The organism is Duganella rhizosphaerae (assembly GCF_040364205.1).
Taxonomy (GTDB): Bacteria; Pseudomonadota; Gammaproteobacteria; order Burkholderiales; family Burkholderiaceae_D; genus Rugamonas; species Rugamonas rhizosphaerae.
This window is the reverse complement of the sequence record NZ_BPWK01000007.1, coordinates 269,573-287,020: the sequence shown is the minus strand read 5'-3', so window position 1 is coordinate 287,020 and position 17,448 is coordinate 269,573. Positions and strand designations below refer to the sequence as shown.

Sequence of the window (17,448 nt, the reverse complement as noted above, 5' to 3'; positions counted from 1 at the left end):
GATCAAGCGATCGATGGTCTAATTTACCATGTTTACAACCTTTCTTCCTCTGCCTCCACGCGGGTTTGCACAAGAATCTTTTTGATCTCCGGCACGCAGGAGCCGCAATTACCCCCGGCTTTCAGGCAGGCCGTCACTTCGGGCACCGTTTTCAGGTCCTTTTCGATGATGGCGTTGCAGATCGTGTTGCGGCCCACGCCGAAGCAGGAGCACACGGTAGGACCGGTATCGGCGCCCTTCTCGACCGGCATGCCCACCAGCAGGCCGACACGGTCGATCTCACTCAGCAGATCCTTGACGAACAGGCTGGCCAGCCAGGCGCGCGATGGCATGTCCTGGCGCGGCGACAGGAAGATGCATTGTTCGATGCGGTCGTTCACCACATGCACGGCGCGGTACACGCCGGCGGTGCGGTCTTCGTATTCGAGCCAGTCGGCGTCCAAGTCGGCAACACCCAGCAGCTCGCGCGCCCAGCCGCCAAAGTCCTTGATCGTATTGCGGCCGGCCAGCTCGTAGCGGGCGAATTCGCGGCCCTGGATGCGCGTCCAGTGGGCCACGCTGTCGAGATTCATTTCGGTCCGGCTCAGGATGAAGCCATGCCAGTTCACGCGGAACTGCTCGATACGCACCGGCGTGTGTTTGAATTCCGGCTCGCCGGACACCGGATCGACCACCGGGTTGACCAGGGCGCCGACCCGCGCATCGGACGAGGTCTGGCCCGACCAGTGGATAGGAATGAATACGCTGCCGCGCGGGATGCCGCCGCCGTGCTGCACCCGTGCCACCATCGCACCCCATGCGGAGCTGACGCGCGCCAGTTCCCCCTCGCGCACGCCGTGCAGCAGTGCGTCCTGCGGGTGGATGTCGACGAAGGATTCGGCGATGTGGTCGGCCAGCGTGGCGGATTTTCCGGTGCGCGTCATGGTGTGCCACTGGTCGCGCACGCGGCCGGTGTTGAGCGTCAGCGGGAAGTCTTCGCAAATGGCGTTGGCCGGCGCGCGCGTGGCGGTGGCGATGAAGCGCGCCTTGCCGTCGGCATGGGCAAAGACGTTGTCCTTGAACAGGCGGGCCTCGACTTGCAGCTCGCCCGATGCGGTGCGGCGCACCGGCCACTGGGTGGGTTCCAGTTCGTCGTATTCGCGTTGATTGAGGCCGGACAGGCCGGACATGTCGAAGGCGCGCGGCACGTCGCCGATAGCATTGCGGAAGCCGCTCAGGCGCGCATGTTCGTCGAACACGCCCTGGGGGCCGTAGAAATCGAAGCCGCCGAAACCCATGCGCTGCGCGAACAGCGACAGAATCTTCCAGTCCGGCAGCGCTTCGCCCGGCGCCGGCAGGAAGGCGCGCTGGCGCGACACGCGGCGCTCGGAATTGGTGACGGTGCCGTCTTTTTCACCCCAGCCCAGTGCCGGCAGCAGCACGTCGGCGTAGGCGTTGGTGTCGGTGTTCTGCATGATATCGGTGGCGACCACCAGCTCGCACTTCTCCAGCGCGCGCCGCACCTGGTCCGCGTCCGGCATGCTGACCAGCGGATTGGTGGCGATCACCCACACCGCCTTGACCTTGCCCGCTTCAATCGCCTGGAACAGGTCGACCGCCTTCAGGCCCGGCTTGGCGGCCAGTGCCGGCGAATCCCAGAAGGTTTGCACCACTTCACGGTGATCGGCGCGGTCCAGGTCCATGTGCGCGGCCAGCATATTGGCCAGGCCGCCCACTTCGCGCCCGCCCATCGCGTTAGGCTGGCCGGTGATCGAGAACGGCCCCATGCCCGGCTTGCCGATACGGCCGCCGATCAGGTGGCAGTTGATGATGGCGTTGACCTTGTCGGTTCCGGCCGACGATTGATTGACGCCCATCGAGAATGCGGTAATGGTCTTGCGCGTGGAGGCAAACGATTCGTAGAACTCCATCAGCACCGGCAGTTCGATGCGGCAGATCTTCGCCACGGCGGCGGGATCGCTGCAATCGACATTGGCCGTTTCCAGCGCCGCATCCAGTCCATTGGTATGGTGACCGACAAACGCCGGATCGACCGCGCCGATGCGCGCCAGGTAGCTGAGCAAACCATTGAACAGCCACACGTCCGTGCCCGCCTTGACCGGCAGGTGCAGGTCGGCCAGCTCGCAGGTCGCGGTGCGGCGCGGATCGATGACGACGATCTTCATCTCCGGCCGGCTTTCCTTGGCCTTGAGAATGCGTTGGAACAGGATCGGATGGCACCACGCGGTGTTGGAGCCGACCAGCACCACCATGTCGGCCAGTTCCAGGTCGTCGTAGCACAGCGGCACCAGGTCTTCGCCGAAGGCGCGCTTGTAGCCGGCCACCGCCGACGACATGCACAGCCGGGAATTGGTGTCGATATTGGCGCTGCCGATGTAGCCCTTCATCAGCTTGTTGGCGACATAGTAGTCCTCGGTCAGCAGCTGGCCGGAGACGTACAGCGCCACCGCGTCCGGGCCATGCTCGGCGATGATGGCGCGCCAGCCGTCGGCGACCTTGTCCAACGCGGCATCCCACGACACGCGGCGCAAGCCATCCGCATCGCGCACTTGCGGATACAGCAGGCGGCCTTCGAGGCCGGTCGTCTCGCCCAACGCCGAACCCTTGACGCACAGGCGGCCCTTGTTCGCGGGATGCAGCTTGTCGCCGGCGATGGCGATCGTGCCGTCGGCCTTGGGCGTGGCCTGCACACCGCAACCGACGCCGCAATAGGCGCAGGTGGTGCGTACTGCTAGATGGTCAGTGGACAGGTTCAAGATGCTTCTCGCTCAAATCATGCGGCGCGCGCGGAAAGCGCTTCGCCAAACAACAGGTTTTGCCGGATCGGCGTAATGTCGGTGCGGTTTTGAATCAGGTTGAAGTACCACGGGCCATCCTTGACATCGCCATACAGCACGGCGCCGGTCACGCGCCCGTCCCTCAACACCAGCCGCTTGTAGACGCCGCGGCGTGCGTCGCGCAGCACCAGGTCCTCACTGCCTTCGCCGCCGATGAAATCGCCGACCGAGTAGAGGTCCACGCCGGTCACTTTCAATCGGGTCGGCGACGTCTGCTGCACATAGCGGCGCACGCCGGCACCGGCCAGGTGGGCGCCGCAAACGCGCGCCTGGTCCCAGATCGGCGCCACCAGGCCGAAGGTCGCGCTGCGGTGCTGCACGCACTCGCCCACCGCGTACACGCGCGGATCGTAGGTTTGCAGCGTGTCGTCCACCACGATGGCGCGTTCGCAATGCAGGCCGGCCGACTTGGCCAGGTCGATGTTTGGACGCACGCCGGCGGTCATCACCACCAGGTCGGCCGGGATCTCGCTGTCGTCCTTGAAGCGTACCGCGCGCACGCGGTCCGGGCCGACGATTTCGGCGGTCTGCGCGTTCATCATGAACTTCAGGCCCTTGGCTTCCAGCGCCTTTTGCAGCAGCAGCGCGGCAGGCTTGTCGAGCTGCTGGTTCATCAGCGCGTCGGTCACGTGGACCACGGTGACCGACATGCCCTGGCGTTGCAGGCCATTGGCCGCCTCAAGTCCCAGCAGGCCGCCGCCGATCACCACCGCATGACGGTGGTTGCGCGCCATCGCCAGCATGGTCTCCACGTCCTGGATATCGCGGAAGGCCAGCACGCCGGGAAGCTGGTGGCCGGGCACGGGAATGATGAAAGGCTTGGAACCGGTGGCGATCAACAGGCGGTCGTAGCGCACTTCCAGTCCGGAGCGCGCGCGCACGATGCGCTTGCGGCGGTCGATATGCTCGACCGGATCGCCGGCGTGCAGCGTGATGCCATGCTGGACGTACCATTCGCGCGTATTGAGCATGATGTCTTCCATGCTCTTTTCGCCCGCCAGTACAGGCGACAGCAGGATGCGGTTGTAGTTACCGTGCGGCTCGGCGCCGAACACGGTGATGTCGTACATGTCCGGCGCCAGCTTGTACAGCTCCTCGACCGTACGCATGCCGGCCATGCCGTTGCCGATCACGACCAGCGCGGGTTTCACAGGCCTACCCAGACTTTGCCGCCGTCGATACGGGCGGGATAGATGCCGACCGAATGCTCTGGCGCTTCCAGGCACTCGCCCGTTTGCAGGTCGAAGTGCTGCTTGTAGATCGGCGAGGCGACCACGATGCGTTCGCCCAGGTTGCCGACCAGGCCACGCGACAGCACGGAGGCTTCGGAATTCGGATCGTAGTTATCGATGGCGAACACGCGCGGGTTGCCGTCGTCCACGTGGAACACGGCGACCTGCTGCTGGTTCAACAAGGCGCACACGCCGGTGTTGGGCACGATCTCGTCCAGGTTGCAGACGGCGATCCAGTTATCGGTTTGAATATCGCGATGCATAAAGTTCTCCTCAAGCTGCCTTGACTGCGATCGGAATCACGCGCTTGCGTTCTTCCACGGTGGCCGGACGAATCTGTCCGCGTTCTTCCATGAACAACACGTTTTCGTCGCCCTTTTCGCTGTTGACGAAGTGGCGGAAGCGCTTGCGGGTTTCTGGATTCTCGACGGCTTCTTTCCACTCGCATGCATAGGTGTCGACCACATGCTGCATATCGGCCTCCAGTTCGGCGGCTATGCCCAGCTTGTCGTTGACGACGACCTGCTTCAGGTAATCCAGGCCGCCTTCCAGGTTCTCGCGCCAGGTGCTGGTGCGTTGCAGGCGGTCGCCGGTGCGGGTGTAGAACATCAGGAAGCGGTCGATGTACTGAACCAGCGTGGCCTTGTCCAGGTCCGTCGCCAGCAGTTCGGCGTGGCGCGGCTTCATGCCGCCGTTACCGCATACGTACAGGTTCCAGCCTTTTTCGGTGGCGATCACGCCGACGTCCTTGCCCTGCGCCTCGGCGCACTCGCGGGTGCAGCCGGATACGCCGAACTTGATCTTGTGCGGCGTGCGCAGGCCCTTGTAGCGGTTTTCCAGTTCGATCGCCAGGCCGATGGAATCGTCGACGCCGTAACGGCACCAGGTCGAACCGACGCAGGATTTCACCGTGCGCAGCGATTTGCCGTAGGCGTGGCCGGATTCAAAGCCGGCGGCGATCAGTTCTTCCCAGATCAACGGCAGCTGCTCGACGCGGGCGCCGAACATGTCGACACGGGCGCCGCCGGTGATCTTGGTGTACAGGCCGTACTTCTTGGCGACCGTGCCGACCGCGATCAAGCCGTCGGCCGTGACTTCGCCGCCCGGCATGCGCGGCACCACCGAGTAGGTGCCGTCCTTCTGGATATTGCCGAGGAAGTAGTCGTTGGTGTCCTGCAGACTGGCGTGTTCCTTCTTCAGCACAAAGTCGTTCCACACCGACGCCAGGATGCTGGCCGCCAGCGGTTTGCAGACGTCGCAACCGAGGCCCTTGCCATGCTTGGCCAGCAAGTCGCCGAAGCTCTTGATCTGACCGACTTTGATCAGGTGGAACAGCTCCTGGCGCGAGTAGGCGAAGTGTTCGCAGACGTGGTAGTTGACGGCCATGCCGAGCTTTTTCATCTCGGCCTTCATCACCTGCGTCACCAGCGGCACGCAGCCGCCGCAGGAGGTGCCGGCGTTGGTGCAGCTTTTCAGTTCGCCGATGGTGGTGGCGCCGCTCGCCACCGCTGCGCACAGCGTGCCTTTCGATACGTCGTTGCAGGAGCAGATCTGCGCGCCTTCCGGCAGCGCGTCCACGCCCAGGCGGGGCTTGGCTGCGCCGTCCGATTGCGGCAGGATCAGGAACTCCGGCGATTCCGGCAGTTCGATTTTGTTCAACATCATTTGCAGCAGCGTGCCGTATTCGCTGGCGTCGCCCACCATCACGCCGCCCAGCAGGTACTTGCCGCAGTCGGAGACGACGATCTTCTTGTAGATCTGTTTGCGCTCGTCGGTGAACTGGTAGGAGCGGCTGCCTTCGACCTTGCCGTGCGGGTCGCCGATGCTGGCCACGTCCACGCCCATCAGTTTCAGCTTGGTGCTCATGTCGGCGCCGGCGAATTCCGCCGCTTCGCCCAGCATGTGCTTGGCCGCGACGCGCGCCATCTCGTAGCCTGGCGCCACCAGGCCGAAAATCAAGCCGCCCCACAGCGCGCATTCGCCGATGGCGTAGACGTCCGGGTCGGAGGTGACGCAGTTGTTGTTGATCTCGATGCCGCCGCGCGGACCGATGGTCAGGCCACTCTCGCGCGCCAGCATGTCGCGCGGGCGGATGCCGGCCGAGAAGACGATCATGTCCGCGTCCAGGTGGCCGCCGTCGGCGAACTCCATACGGTGCGTGGCGTCGACGCCATCGACGATGGCGGTGGTGTTCTTGCCCGTGTGGACGGTCACGCCCAGCTCTTCGATCTTACGGCGCAGCACGCGCGCGCCGCCGTCGTCCACCTGCACCGCCATCAGGCGCGGCGAGAATTCGACCACGTGGGTTTCCAGCTTCATGTCACGCAGCGCCTTGGCGCACTCGAGACCCAGCAGGCCGCCGCCGATGACGACGCCGGTCTTGGAGCGCTTGCCGCATTCGAGCATCGCTTCCAGGTCTTCGATGGTGCGGTAGACGAAGCAGTCCTTGCGCTCCTTGCCCGGCAGCGGCGGCACGAAAGGGAAGGAGCCGGTGGCGATCACCAGCTTGTCGTAGTCCAGCACATTGCCGTCGGCCGTGGTGACGGTTTTGCGGGCCGTGTCGATGCCGGTGGCACGGGTGTTCAGGCGCAGCACCATGTCGTCACGGTCGAAGAAGCCTGGCTTCACCAGCGACAGGTCTTCCGCCGATTTACCGGAGAAGAACTCGGACAGGTGCACGCGGTCATATGCGGGACGCGGCTCTTCACACAGCACCGTCACTTGCAGATGGGCGGCGCCGCTGTTGGCCAGGCTCTCCAGGAATTTGTGGCCAACCATGCCGTGGCCGATAACGATAATCTTCATGATGTCCTCTTAGGCTGCCAGCTCGGCGGCGGTTGCGGTTTCTTCGACGGCGCTGTTGCTGAAGCGGGCCGCCAGTGCGCACAGCGCGGATGCGGCGACAACGATGCCGAGGATGCTCAGCGTCTGCTGCACATTGCCCAGGCCTTTCATCAGGAAGCCCGCAGCCACGGCGCCGACGTTGCCGCCCGCGCCGATGATGCCGGCCACGCCGCCCAGGGCGCGCTTGTCGACGAAAGGCACGATGGCGTAGGTCGCGCCGCAGGCCATATGGGTGAACAGGCCGAATACCAGCATGGCGCCGATTGCCAGCGCGGCGGTGCCTGCGTTGGCGAACAACAGCAGGCCGGCGCCTTCGCCCAGCATCAGCACGAACAGCAGCGTGACGCGGTTATTCAGGTTGCCGGCGGCGGCGAATTTGTCCGACACCCAGCCGCCCAGGGCACGGGCGAACAGTGCCAGCAGGCCGAAGCTGCCCGCCGCCATGCCGGCTTGGGCCAGCGTCAGCTTGAAGTGATCGACGTAGTAAATCGCGGCGATGTTGTGGATGAAAATCTCGATGCCGAAGCAGGCGCCGTAGGTGATGAACAGCATCCATACGCGGTAGTTGGCGGAGGCCAGTTTGAAGCTCTCCCAGCCGCCTTTCTTTGCGCCGCCGTCGATGGCGATGCCTGCTGCGCGCAGTTCGCTGAAGTTCCCTTGCGGGCAGTCCTGCGTAAAGCGGTAGTAGACGCCGGCCATGACGATCATCAGCACGCCCGGCACCAGCAGCGCGGCGCGCCAGCCGTAGGTTTCGCTCACGCCCAGCATGACCATGGCGGTCATCAGCAGCGGCATCACGGCTTGCGCCACACCGCCGCCGGCGTTGCCCCAGCCTGCGGCTGCGGCGTTGGCGGTGCCCACCACCTTAGGCCCGAACATCACCGAGGTATGGTACTGGGTGATGACGAAGCTGGCGCCGGCCGCGCCGATACCAAGGCGGAACAGCAGGAAGCTCTCGTAGCTCTGCGCGAAGGCGACGCCGATCACCGGGATGGAACCCAGCAGCAGCAAGCCCGTATAGGTTTTGCGTGGACCGAAATGGTCGCACAGAGGGCCGACCACCAGCCGCACGAGGATGGTGATGGCCACGGCGGCGATGTTGATATTGGCGATCTGCGCGACGCTCAAGCCGAATTCACCTTTAATCACCGGCATCAGCGGTGCGCAGGCAAACCAGGCGAAGAAGCAGACGAAGAACGCCATCCAAGTCAAGTGGAACGCCCGCATCTGAGGCGTTGAAATCGAAAAGAGCTTGATGCTGGTAGCTTTGGTGGCCATTTATTATCCCGTTCAGAAAACAAAAAGGCGCCCGCGCAACCAAGGTCACCTAAGACCAGGTTGGGCGGACGCCGTTGTCCTGCCGCCCCGTCTTTGGGTCGGCGGTTGTATTCGGGGGGATCGCCGTTGATCCCTTAGCCTCTGTATTGCAAGAGCCGTGCCAGACCGCGCAAGGCTTGTTTACAGGGAGAGAAGGCCGCAGCGGGCCTGGTTTGCACTGGCGCCGTGCTATGTTGCGGTGCACGATGCACGCTATCGGTGCGCACCGGCGGTGCGCGAGGCGGTGCATTACATGCAAGCTTTCAGGGCGTCGACATAGCGTTCGCTCACCGGGACCTGCGCATCGCAGCGTAATGTGAGCAGGTAGCGCCCGTCGCCGACGACCGATAATCGCTTGATCTGGTCACGCCGGACAATCGCCGCGCGATGCACGCGCAGGAAGTCATCGGGCCTCAGGAGGGATTCGAGTCGGCTGAGCGGTATGCGGTGCAGCACCTTGCGCGACGCCAGATGCAGCTCGACGTAGTTGCCGGCAGACTGGAGCCACAGCACGTCAGCTACCCGGATTTGCTCAATGTAGCCGATCGAACGCACGCTGATCGCGGCGGGATAACGGTCTGGCGCGAAGTCGACGTAGCCACGTAGGGCGTTGCCATAGCCCTCGGGCTGGCGGTATCGCAGCATTTGCGCCGCCCGTTCGACGGTCTGTGCCAGCCGCCTGTCGTCGATGGGTTTAAGCAGATAGTCGAGTGCATGGACTTCAAACGCGTCCACCGCGTAGGCGTTAAAGGCCGTAACGAAGATGATCAGCGGCGGCGCAGGTAAGCGGCTCAACTCGCGCGCCAGCGCCAGGCCGGTTTCCCGTGGCATCTGGATATCCAAAAATATCACATCGACGCTGGCCGTCGCCAGTACATTGCGGGCGGCGATGGCGCTTTCGCATTCGGCCAGCAAGTGCCAGTCCGGGCAGGATTCCATTGCCAGGCGCAGATTCGCGCGTCCCGGCGGTTCGTCATCCACGATGATATAAGTGACTGGCATTTAGTCCTGCACCGCCAGCGGCAAGCGAATCTCCGCAAAGAACCGGTCGCCGCGCCGCTCGGCGTGCAGCGATGCGCGCGGATTTGACATGACAAGCCGCGCCCGCGTATTTGCCAGTCCCAGTCCAGTGCCGGGATTGGGCGGCGCGTGCACGTTGACGGGGTTCGAGACCGTGATCAGCAGGTCCGCCGCCTGCCGCTCGAAGCGGACGCGGATATCGCTGTCGCCCTCGTGACAATCCAGATCGTGACGCAGTGCGTTCTCGATCAAGGGCTGCAACAACAGCGGTGGGCATTGGGCCGCATGCAGCAGCTCATCATCGCAATCGATACTGATATGCAAACGGTCGCCGTAGCGCAGGCGCTGCAAGTCGGTGTAGTCCTGGACGAACTGCAGTTCTTCACCGAGGCTGACGTGCTCGCGCAGGCTCGCCGACAAGGCGTAGCGCAGCAGGTCGCTGAGACGGTTGATGCCGTTCAGCGAGACTGCCTTGTCGCCGCTGCGGACCAGGGCGCTGATCGCGTTGAGCGCGTTGAAAATGAAATGCGGCTCGAGCTGCGCCCGCAGGGCCAGCATGCGTTGCTGTTCCAGCGCCAGGGACAATTGCAGGTTTTCGGTGTGCGCCCGCTGCCAGGCGCGCTCGCGTGTCTTGGCCAGGCGCCAGTTGCCGATGGCGACGATGATGGCGAAGGTGGCGCTGCTCATGAACCAGCCGTAGCGGCGCATCTTCAGCAGGACCTGGCGAGCGTCCTCCAGACTATCGCCACGCACCCAGGCTATGTAAAACCACTGGAGCGGTTGGAACACGAGCACGATCGCGATGAACAATCCCACCACGTTTCGGCGGCGCTCAAGCAATGCGGGCCACCGCTCCAGCGCCAGGCACAGGCCGGAGCTCAGCACCGTCATGGGCACGTACTCGCCGCACCATTTTGCCCAGAGACTCAGGAAGCCTTGCGTGGCGTGGTCGTTGTAGTTCCCGAACGCGCCGAAACCGCTGATCGCCAGCCAGACCAGCACGTTGAGGAAGATGGTTTTCACGGCAGCCGGCCAAGGCGCATACGGGGCAATAAGGGAGGGCGCGGTATTCATCGGCAGCGAGTATAGCAGGGGGATATTCGGCCGCTGTCACGCCGTACCGGGATTTCGTCACATCGGCGCCATGGCGTTTATCCGTCAGGTCCAGAATCGGCGTCTCCACACAGAAAAGGGAAACCATGACGCTTAAGATGATCGGCAAGGGGATGCTCGTATTCCTCGCTTGTTTGCTCGCGCATCTCATCATCGCCGCCTGCTGGGCGGCGGTATCGTTAAGCGACGCCATGTCGAACATGCCGACTGCCGCAATCGGTTTGTCGGAGCGGCAGATAGCTATCCTGCTCAAGGTTGAGGACCCGACTTTCTACCAGCACCCTGGCCTGAGTCTTGCCGAAGGCCAGGGCCTCGCCACGATTTCTTCCGCAGTGGCTAGCCAGGTATTTCTGTCGGGGCGCAGCCTTGGCGGCATTGAGGGCGCGTTGCAGACGCTGTACCGCGGCGTATTCAATTGCTGCAAGCAGGTGGACTTCGGACGCGACGTCATGGCCCTGGTCTTGAACGCCAGGCTGTCCAAGGACAGGCAACTAGCCCTGTATGTGTCCGAGGTCTACATGGGCACCAATCGTGGAGGGCAAGTGAACGGACTGGCGTCTGCGGCGCAGAGCTATCTCGGCAAGCCGCTGGCGCAGTTAGCGGAACCGGAGTTCATCGGTTTGGTGGCGATGATCAAGGCGCCGAATCGGTATCACCCCATCAGCCATCCAGCCGCGCACGCACAGCGCGCGGCGCGCATACAGGCGCTGGTGGACGGAAAGTGCAAGCCCGCAGGTTGGTTCGACACCTCGTACACGCAATGTGCCCCGTAGCGCCGCCGATTTGTTGACGATATTTTAAGGCTGACTTATGCTGGCGGCCATGACCATACGCCAAACTCTCCGCATCGCCGTACTGGCGGCCACCGCCACCCTTCTGACCACGTCGGCGTTCGCCGCCCGCATACTGGATGAAACAACGATCCAGATCGATGGGCAAACCCGCCGCTACTACCATCTGCACGACGCCGAGAACAACGGGGCCGCGACGCCTATCCTGCTGCTAAGTGGATCGGGCTGCAAAGACTTCGGCAGCCGCGTCCCGTTCTTCTTCGAGTACTATCCGGCGCCGGCGGATGTCTACTTCCTTGAAAAGATCGGCATCCAGAAAGGGGCGGACGGAAAGGCATGCTCGGAAATCTACAACCAGGCCGATACACTGGAGCGCAGGGTAAGCGATACCCTGGCGTTCATTGAACAGGAACCGAAGTTGAAGGCCCTGGGCCCGCGCAGCCTGGCGCTGCTGGGTTTCTCCGAAGGCGGGGCGGTGGCGCCGATCGTGGCGCTGCGCAGCCCGAAGATAGGCTGGCTTGCAACGGGAGGCAGTGGCGGCCTGCCGCAAAGCCAGAGCTTCCTGATCTTTGCCGACCGTGGCGTGCCACCCTACGCATCGCCTTTCTCGCGCGAGATATTCCTGCAGACCTTTGCCGCGATCAAGGCAGACCCGCAAAGCCTGGACAAGAAGTTCTTCGGCCATGCCTATCGCTACTGGAGTTCGCACCTGTTCTACGATCCATTGACCACCTACGCGCAGCTGGATATACCGATCATCGCCGCCATGGGTGAGAAGGACGACAGCGAAGCCATCGAATCAGGGCGGGCCTTGCGGGATTACTTCGCCGGCCAGCCAGAAAAGAAATTCACCTTCGTCGAATACCCCAACGCCGGCCATGCGCTGCAGGCACCGGACAAGGCCAACCTGCAGGACTTTGTCGCCGGACTGGCGGCGTGGTTAAGCTCAGGCGTCAAGCGCTAGCGCGCAAGGGCGCGGCGAGGGCCTGCCAATCATCCGCGCAGCGCACCACGTCGCCGACGACGATGATGCTTGGGCTGCCAAGGCCGCTGTCGCGCAGTGCCTGCGGCAGCTGGCCCAGCGTGGTGAGCAACTGGCGCTGGTTGTCCCGCGTGGCCGATTGCACCACCGCCACCGGCGTATCGGCCGCCGCACCGCCGGCCAGCAGGCCGGCCTGGATCGCATCCACGCGCGCCACGCCCATGTAGATCACCAGCGTCAGGCCGCTCTGCGCCAGCGCTTTCCATTCGGGTTCCGATTCCGCATCCTTGCCATGGCCGGTGACGAAGGTCACGCCCTGGCTCCACGAGCGGTGCGTCAGCGGGATGCCGATGCTGGTCGGCGCGGCCAGCCCGCTGCTGATGCCCGGCACCACGTCCACCTCGATACCCTGCGCGCGCAAGGATGCGCGCTCCTCGCCGCCGCGGCCGAACATATACGGATCGCCGCCCTTGAGCCGCACCACGCGGTGCCCCGCGCGCGCTTCAGCGATCATCAGCCGCTCGATGAATTCCTGCGGCGTGGATGCGCAGCCGCCACGCTTGCCGACCTGGATCACCCGTGCCGTCGCAGGCGCGAAGCCGAGTATCTCGGGGTTGACCAGATCATCGATCAGCACCACGTCGGCACGCTCGATGGCGCGGACGGCCTTTAACGTCAACAGTTCCGGATCGCCGGGACCGGCGCCTACCAGGGTTACGCTGCCCATCATGTTCTCCTTAACCTGCGGCGGCCAGCGCTGCGCTGACCATTTCATCGATCTCGCCGGTGATATTGGACAGTACGCCCGCCACCACCGAGAATTCCTTGCCTGCGTGCCCCGCCCGCGCCGCGACGATGCGCGCGTTGAAGGCCACCATGCGCGCCTGGCGGTTGATCGTATCGATATCGGTGATCACACCGCGCAGCTGCTTGCGCACCAGGCGCGCGTTCAGCTTGGCCTGCTCTTCGTAGATGCTGGTGATCGTGTTGAGGATCGCCAGCGTCGGCGTGGTGATGCCCACCAGCTCCGCCAGCAGCTCCGCGCTCTGCGAGGAGCCTTGTGCGATTGCCTTCAAGGTGCGCTCGCCCAGATCGGCAAAGTGCGTGATCTGGCGGTCGCCATCGAGCTTGCCGAAATAGGCCTCGTGCAGCTCGGGACAGAACACGCCCGGCAAACCATCCTTCTCCGCCAGCAGCGACTTGTGGGCGCCACGGAACAGCGCCAGTGCTTCCTGCGCGGTGGCCGCGCCATCCGCGTGTCCCTGCGACGCCAGCAGCGCATACAGCACGATGCGCTGCGACGTGAAGCGCCGGCGGCCCGACAGATTGATCAAGGCGCCGAACACTTCGCCGGTCAGCGCTTTCTTGGCGGCGCCTTCCGGCGCCATGGGGGGCGTGGTCATATCCATCAAGCGGCTTCCTTGGCTGGATGCGCCTGTTTGCGATACAAGAACTCCAGCACCGCCGTGCGGTATTCGGTGTAGCGCGCATCCTGCGCCAGTGCCACGCGGTCGCGCGGACGATCCAGCTGCACGTCGACGATCTCGCCGATGGTGGCGGCCGGGCCGTTGGTCATCATGACGATGCGGTCCGACAGCAACACCGCCTCGTCCACATCGTGCGTGACCATCACCACCGTCGACTTGGTGGCGGCGACGATCTTCAGCAGCTCGTCCTGCAAGTGCGCGCGGGTCAGCGCATCGAGCGCGCCGAAGGGTTCATCCATCAGCAGAACCTTCGGCTCCATCGCCAGCGCGCGGGCGATGCCGACGCGCTGCTTCATGCCGCCCGAGATTTCATGCGGACGCTTGGACTCCGCCGCCGTCAGGCCGACCAGCGCCAACGCCTGCATGGTGCGCTCGCGCAGCTGGTTGCGCGTTTCCGTCTTGCCGAACACGCGCTCGACGCCAAGGTAGATGTTTTCGTAGCAGGTCAGCCACGGCAGCAGCGAATGGTTCTGGAACACCACCGAGCGCTCCGGCGACGGCCCGGCGATCTCGCGGTTGGCGCACAACAGCACGCCGTCCGTGGGCTTGAGCAGGCCGGCGATCAGGTTAAGCAAGGTCGATTTGCCGCAGCCCGAGTGGCCGATCAGCGTGATGAACTCTCCCTTGCGCACCGTCAGGTCGATCTCGCGCAGCGCGTGGAACACGCCCTTCCGGGTATGGAACACCATCTCCACGCCTTCGATGTCGATGAATTTTGGCTCGTCCATGATCGTGGTCCTTTAGTTGGATACTTGTTCGTAGGTGAAGGCGCGGGCCAGCGCCATCAGCGCCTGCTCCAGCATCAGGCCGACCACGCCGATGGCGACGATGGCGATGATGATGTGCGGGACATTCAGGTTGTTCCACTCGTCCCACACCCAGAAGCCGATGCCCACGCCGCCGGTCAGCATCTCCGCCGCGACGATCACCAGCCACGCGGTGCCGATCGACAGCCGCACGCCGGTGAGAATGTAGGGCAGCGCGGACGGCAGCAGGATCTTGGTCAGCACCTTCCACTCCGACAGGTTCAGCACCTTGGCCACGTTCATGTAATCCTGCGGCACGCGCTGCACGCCGACGGCGGTGTTGATGATCATCGGCCAGATCGAGCAGATGAAGATCGACCAGATGGCGGCAGGGTTGGCGGACTTGAACACCAGCAGGCCGATAGGCAGCCAGGCCAGCGGCGACACCGGCTTGAGCAGGCTGATGATCGGCCCGAACATGCTGCCGATGAACTGCACGCGGCCGATCAGGAAGCCCAGCGGAATGCCCACCAACGCCGCCAGGCCGAAGCCCACCGCCACCCGCTGCAGGGACGCCAGGATATTCCAGCCTATGCCCTGGTCGTTCGGGCTTTTGCTGTAGAACGGATCGGAGAACAGCTTGACCGCTTCCTGCAAGGTCGCCAGCGGCGTCGGGAAGGCGCTGTTCTTGATGGTGATGATCTGCCAGACCAGCACCAGCAGCGCAGCCCCCAGCAAGGGCGCGACAATCTTCATCGCCGTGGCGGATACCTGCTGCCGCGTGCGCGCCGTGGAATTGGCGGCCAGCGGGCGACGTGGGCGGCGGATCGGCGCCGCTGCTACCGGTTCGGCGCTATCGGGTTTGAGCATGGCGTTCATGGCATTCCCCTATCAGGCTTTGATCTTGAACGAGGCGGCGAACGCTTTCGGGTTCTTGCCGTCCCATACGGAACCATCCATCAACTTCGAAGTGCGCAGCGGGCTTTTCGGCACCGGCGTCTTGGTCATCGCCGCGGCCTCCTTGTACAAATCGATCTGGTTGACCGAGGTGGCCACGGCCAGGTAGTCCGGATCGTCCTTCAGCAGGCCCCAGCGGCGGTGCTGCGTCATGAACCACATGCCGTCCGACAGGTACGGGAAGTTGACCGCGCCGTCGTTGTAGAACTTCATGTAGTTCTGGTCGTCCCAGGTCTTGCCCAGGCCATTCTGGTAGCGGCCCATGATGCGCTGGTCGATCGCGTCCTTGCTGGTGTTGACGTAGGATTTGTCGGCGATGACCTCGGCCATCTTGTTCTTGTTGGCCAGCGAGGCGTCGATCCATTTGCCGGCGTCGATGATGGCGGCCATCATCGCGCGGCAGGTGTTCGGGTTCTTCTTGGCAAATTCCAGCGTCGAGCCGAGCACCTTTTCCGGGTGGTCCTTCCAGATGTCCTGGGTGGTGGTGGCGGTGATGCCGACGCCGTCCATGATGGCGCGGTGGCCCCACGGTTCGCCCACGCAGAAGCCGTCCATGTTCCCGACCCGCATATTGGCCACCATCTGCGGCGGCGGTACCGTGATGACCTTGGCGTCCTTCATCGGGTTGATGCCGTTGGCGGCCAGCCAGTAGTAGAGCCACATCGCGTGGGTGCCGGTCGGGAAGGTCTGGGCGAAGGTGTATTCGCGCTTGTCGGTCTGCATCAGCTTGGCCAGCGACGCGCCGTCGACGGCCCCCTTGTCGGCCAGCTTCTTCGACAGCGTGATGGCCTGGCCGTTGTTGTTGAGGCCCATCAGCACCGCCATGTCCTTCTTCTGGCCGCCGATGCCCATCTGCACGCCGTAAAGCAGGCCATACAGCACATGGGCCGCATCGAGATCGCCGTTGGCCAGCTTGTCGCGCACGCCGGCCCAGGAAGCCTCTTTGCTCAGCACGAATTTGACGCCGTATTTTTTATCGAAGCCCAGCACCGAGGCCATCACCACCGAGGCGCAGTCGGTCAGCGGAATGAAGCCGATCTTGATTTCTTCCTTCTCCGGCTTGTCCGAACCCGCCGCCCACACCCCACCTGTTGCCAATCCCAACATGCTTCCCCCCGCTACCAGGCCTGCGCCATGAATGATTTGCCGACGCTTGGTGTTCACAGTGTCGGATGGCAGGTCGGTGCCTGCTTGTGGCTCTTCATATTCCATCGCAAATCCCTCATGTAGTCAGCAAGACAAAACGGCAAAAAAAAAGTCTACCCAACATGAACGGATTCATGAGTGTAGACGTCGTTGTCTGGTGGACCTCACCGCCGTTGGCGAGGTACAGCAAGCGCATCGTTGCGCTTGCTTACAGGCTATGCAATGTCTGTGCCAGCAAGTTTCAAGAGGGAGACGGGAGGAATCAGGCGGATGGCAGCGCCATGGGATGGCGCAGAAAACGCACTGCTATTGCGCAGTGCATCATTTTGGACGGGCCTCAGCCCAACAGGTCTTCGACATCCAGGATGCGCTGGGCAACCTCGGACAGCTTGAGGTTCTTGCTCATCGCCATGCTGCGCAGCTTTTGAAAGGCCTGCTCTTCGGTGAAACGTTGACGCTCCATTAACAGGCCCTTGGCGCGTTCGATGATCTTGCGTTCGGCCAGCTTGCTCTTGGTGTCGGACAGTTCGTCCAGCAGCTTCTGCTCGCGCTTGAAGCGCGCCAGCGCCACCTGCAGCACCGGTTTGATGCGGTCGCTCTGCAGGCCGGCCACGATATAGGCCGACACGCCGGCCGCCATGGCGGCCTCCATGCTCTCGGTGTCGTCGCTCTCGGTGAACATGACGATGGGGCGCCGCTCGTCGCGGGTGGCGATGACGATATGTTCCAGCACGTCGCGGGCGTCGGATTCGGCGTCGACGATGATCATGTCCGGTTGCAGCTGGGCGATGCGCTCGGGCAGGTACATGTCCGGCGGCAGCGAGGCGATGATGTCGTAGCCCGCTTCGAGCAAGCCGATGCGCAGCGCACGCGCCCGTTCGGCCTGCGCGCGCAGGGATTCGTCATCCTCGTCGCCGGCATGGATGATGGTGTTGACGACCACAATGCGTAAATGTTTCATGGTCATGCTGGGGTT

15 protein-coding genes are annotated in these 17,448 nt (G+C 63.7%); 2 read left to right on the top strand and 13 right to left on the bottom strand.

Annotated features, from left to right (window positions below):
- Positions 1-32 precede the first annotated feature (32 nt).
- From RUGAMON1_RS17410 to RUGAMON1_RS17380, 7 genes are all read right to left on the bottom strand, one after another.
- Complete coding sequence (locus tag RUGAMON1_RS17410; protein WP_445231686.1) at positions 33-2,756, bottom strand: molybdopterin-dependent oxidoreductase; 2,724 nt, start codon at positions 2,754-2,756, stop codon at positions 33-35.
- Between the two features lie 17 nt (positions 2,757-2,773).
- The gene (locus tag RUGAMON1_RS17405) at positions 2,774-3,988 is read right to left on the bottom strand and encodes an NAD(P)/FAD-dependent oxidoreductase (RefSeq protein ID WP_445231685.1); all 1,215 of its coding nucleotides are present in this window, start codon (positions 3,986-3,988) and stop codon (positions 2,774-2,776) included.
- Complete coding sequence (nirD, locus tag RUGAMON1_RS17400; protein ID WP_217944964.1) at positions 3,985-4,332, bottom strand: nitrite reductase small subunit NirD; 348 nt, start codon at positions 4,330-4,332, stop codon at positions 3,985-3,987. Before nirD ends, RUGAMON1_RS17405 begins: the two co-directional genes overlap by 4 nt.
- Before the next feature lie 10 nt (positions 4,333-4,342).
- The gene (gene nirB / locus RUGAMON1_RS17395; RefSeq protein ID WP_445231684.1) at positions 4,343-6,874 is read right to left on the bottom strand and encodes a nitrite reductase large subunit NirB; all 2,532 of its coding nucleotides are present in this window, start codon (positions 6,872-6,874) and stop codon (positions 4,343-4,345) included.
- Positions 6,875-6,883: 9 nt separating this feature from the next.
- Complete coding sequence (locus tag RUGAMON1_RS17390) at positions 6,884-8,191, bottom strand: MFS transporter (RefSeq protein ID WP_445231683.1); 1,308 nt, start codon at positions 8,189-8,191, stop codon at positions 6,884-6,886.
- A gap of 288 nt (positions 8,192-8,479) precedes the next feature.
- Entirely contained in the window at positions 8,480-9,232 is a 753-nt protein-coding gene (locus tag RUGAMON1_RS17385; RefSeq protein WP_445231682.1) for a LytR/AlgR family response regulator transcription factor, read from the bottom strand.
- Positions 9,233-10,273 (bottom strand): sensor histidine kinase, encoded by a 1,041-nt coding sequence (locus tag RUGAMON1_RS17380; protein WP_445231681.1) that lies wholly within the window; start codon positions 10,271-10,273, stop codon positions 9,233-9,235.
- A 176-nt stretch (positions 10,274-10,449) separates the two neighbouring features.
- Between RUGAMON1_RS17380 and RUGAMON1_RS17375 the strand changes: the two genes are divergently transcribed.
- Both RUGAMON1_RS17375 and RUGAMON1_RS17370 read left to right on the top strand, forming a co-directional pair.
- On the top strand, positions 10,450-11,136 hold the full coding sequence (locus RUGAMON1_RS17375) for a transglycosylase domain-containing protein (RefSeq protein ID WP_445231680.1): 687 nt from the start codon (positions 10,450-10,452) through the stop codon (positions 11,134-11,136).
- Positions 11,137-11,185: 49 nt separating this feature from the next.
- The gene (locus RUGAMON1_RS17370; protein WP_445231679.1) at positions 11,186-12,118 is read left to right on the top strand and encodes an alpha/beta fold hydrolase; all 933 of its coding nucleotides are present in this window, start codon (positions 11,186-11,188) and stop codon (positions 12,116-12,118) included.
- Here the strand turns inward: RUGAMON1_RS17370 and cobA are convergent.
- The 6 genes from cobA to RUGAMON1_RS17340 form a co-directional block, all read right to left on the bottom strand.
- On the bottom strand, positions 12,108-12,863 hold the full coding sequence (gene cobA / locus RUGAMON1_RS17365) for a uroporphyrinogen-III C-methyltransferase (RefSeq protein WP_445231771.1): 756 nt from the start codon (positions 12,861-12,863) through the stop codon (positions 12,108-12,110). The genes RUGAMON1_RS17370 and cobA overlap by 11 nt on opposite strands.
- A gap of 10 nt (positions 12,864-12,873) precedes the next feature.
- Complete coding sequence (locus RUGAMON1_RS17360) at positions 12,874-13,545, bottom strand: type IV pili methyl-accepting chemotaxis transducer N-terminal domain-containing protein (protein WP_332854020.1); 672 nt, start codon at positions 13,543-13,545, stop codon at positions 12,874-12,876.
- Positions 13,545-14,351, bottom strand: coding sequence for an ABC transporter ATP-binding protein (locus tag RUGAMON1_RS17355; protein WP_445231678.1), 807 nt, complete (start codon positions 14,349-14,351; stop codon positions 13,545-13,547). The genes RUGAMON1_RS17360 and RUGAMON1_RS17355 overlap by 1 nt, the downstream gene beginning before the upstream one ends.
- 12 nt (positions 14,352-14,363) lie before the next feature.
- Positions 14,364-15,248, bottom strand: a complete 885-nt coding sequence (gene ntrB, locus RUGAMON1_RS17350) for a nitrate ABC transporter permease (RefSeq protein WP_445231677.1) — start codon at positions 15,246-15,248, stop codon at positions 14,364-14,366.
- A gap of 12 nt (positions 15,249-15,260) precedes the next feature.
- On the bottom strand, positions 15,261-16,538 hold the full coding sequence (locus RUGAMON1_RS17345; protein ID WP_445231676.1) for a CmpA/NrtA family ABC transporter substrate-binding protein: 1,278 nt from the start codon (positions 16,536-16,538) through the stop codon (positions 15,261-15,263).
- 271 nt (positions 16,539-16,809) lie between these two features.
- Positions 16,810-17,433 carry an ANTAR domain-containing response regulator gene (locus RUGAMON1_RS17340; RefSeq protein WP_116992081.1) on the bottom strand — a complete coding sequence of 208 codons (624 nt, stop codon included), beginning with the start codon at positions 17,431-17,433 and terminating at the stop codon, positions 16,810-16,812.
- Positions 17,434-17,448: the final 15 nt, after the last annotated feature.

Coding starts and splice junctions, on each gene's coding strand:
- nirD (WP_217944964.1), bottom strand. CDS start 4,332: ATGCATCGCGATATTCAAACCGATAACTGGATCGCCGTCTGCAACCTG.
- nirB (WP_445231684.1), bottom strand. CDS start 6,874: ATGAAGATTATCGTTATCGGCCACGGCATGGTTGGCCACAAATTCCTG.
- RUGAMON1_RS17390 (WP_445231683.1), bottom strand. CDS start 8,191: ATGGCCACCAAAGCTACCAGCATCAAGCTCTTTTCGATTTCAACGCCT.
- RUGAMON1_RS17385 (WP_445231682.1), bottom strand. CDS start 9,232: ATGCCAGTCACTTATATCATCGTGGATGACGAACCGCCGGGACGCGCG.
- RUGAMON1_RS17375 (WP_445231680.1), top strand. CDS start 10,450: ATGACGCTTAAGATGATCGGCAAGGGGATGCTCGTATTCCTCGCTTGT.
- RUGAMON1_RS17370 (WP_445231679.1), top strand. CDS start 11,186: ATGACCATACGCCAAACTCTCCGCATCGCCGTACTGGCGGCCACCGCC.
- cobA (WP_445231771.1), bottom strand. CDS start 12,863: ATGGGCAGCGTAACCCTGGTAGGCGCCGGTCCCGGCGATCCGGAACTG.
- RUGAMON1_RS17360 (WP_332854020.1), bottom strand. CDS start 13,545: ATGGATATGACCACGCCCCCCATGGCGCCGGAAGGCGCCGCCAAGAAA.
- RUGAMON1_RS17355 (WP_445231678.1), bottom strand. CDS start 14,351: ATGGACGAGCCAAAATTCATCGACATCGAAGGCGTGGAGATGGTGTTC.
- ntrB (WP_445231677.1), bottom strand. CDS start 15,248: ATGAACGCCATGCTCAAACCCGATAGCGCCGAACCGGTAGCAGCGGCG.
- RUGAMON1_RS17345 (WP_445231676.1), bottom strand. CDS start 16,538: ATGGAATATGAAGAGCCACAAGCAGGCACCGACCTGCCATCCGACACT.
- RUGAMON1_RS17340 (WP_116992081.1), bottom strand. CDS start 17,433: ATGAAACATTTACGCATTGTGGTCGTCAACACCATCATCCATGCCGGC.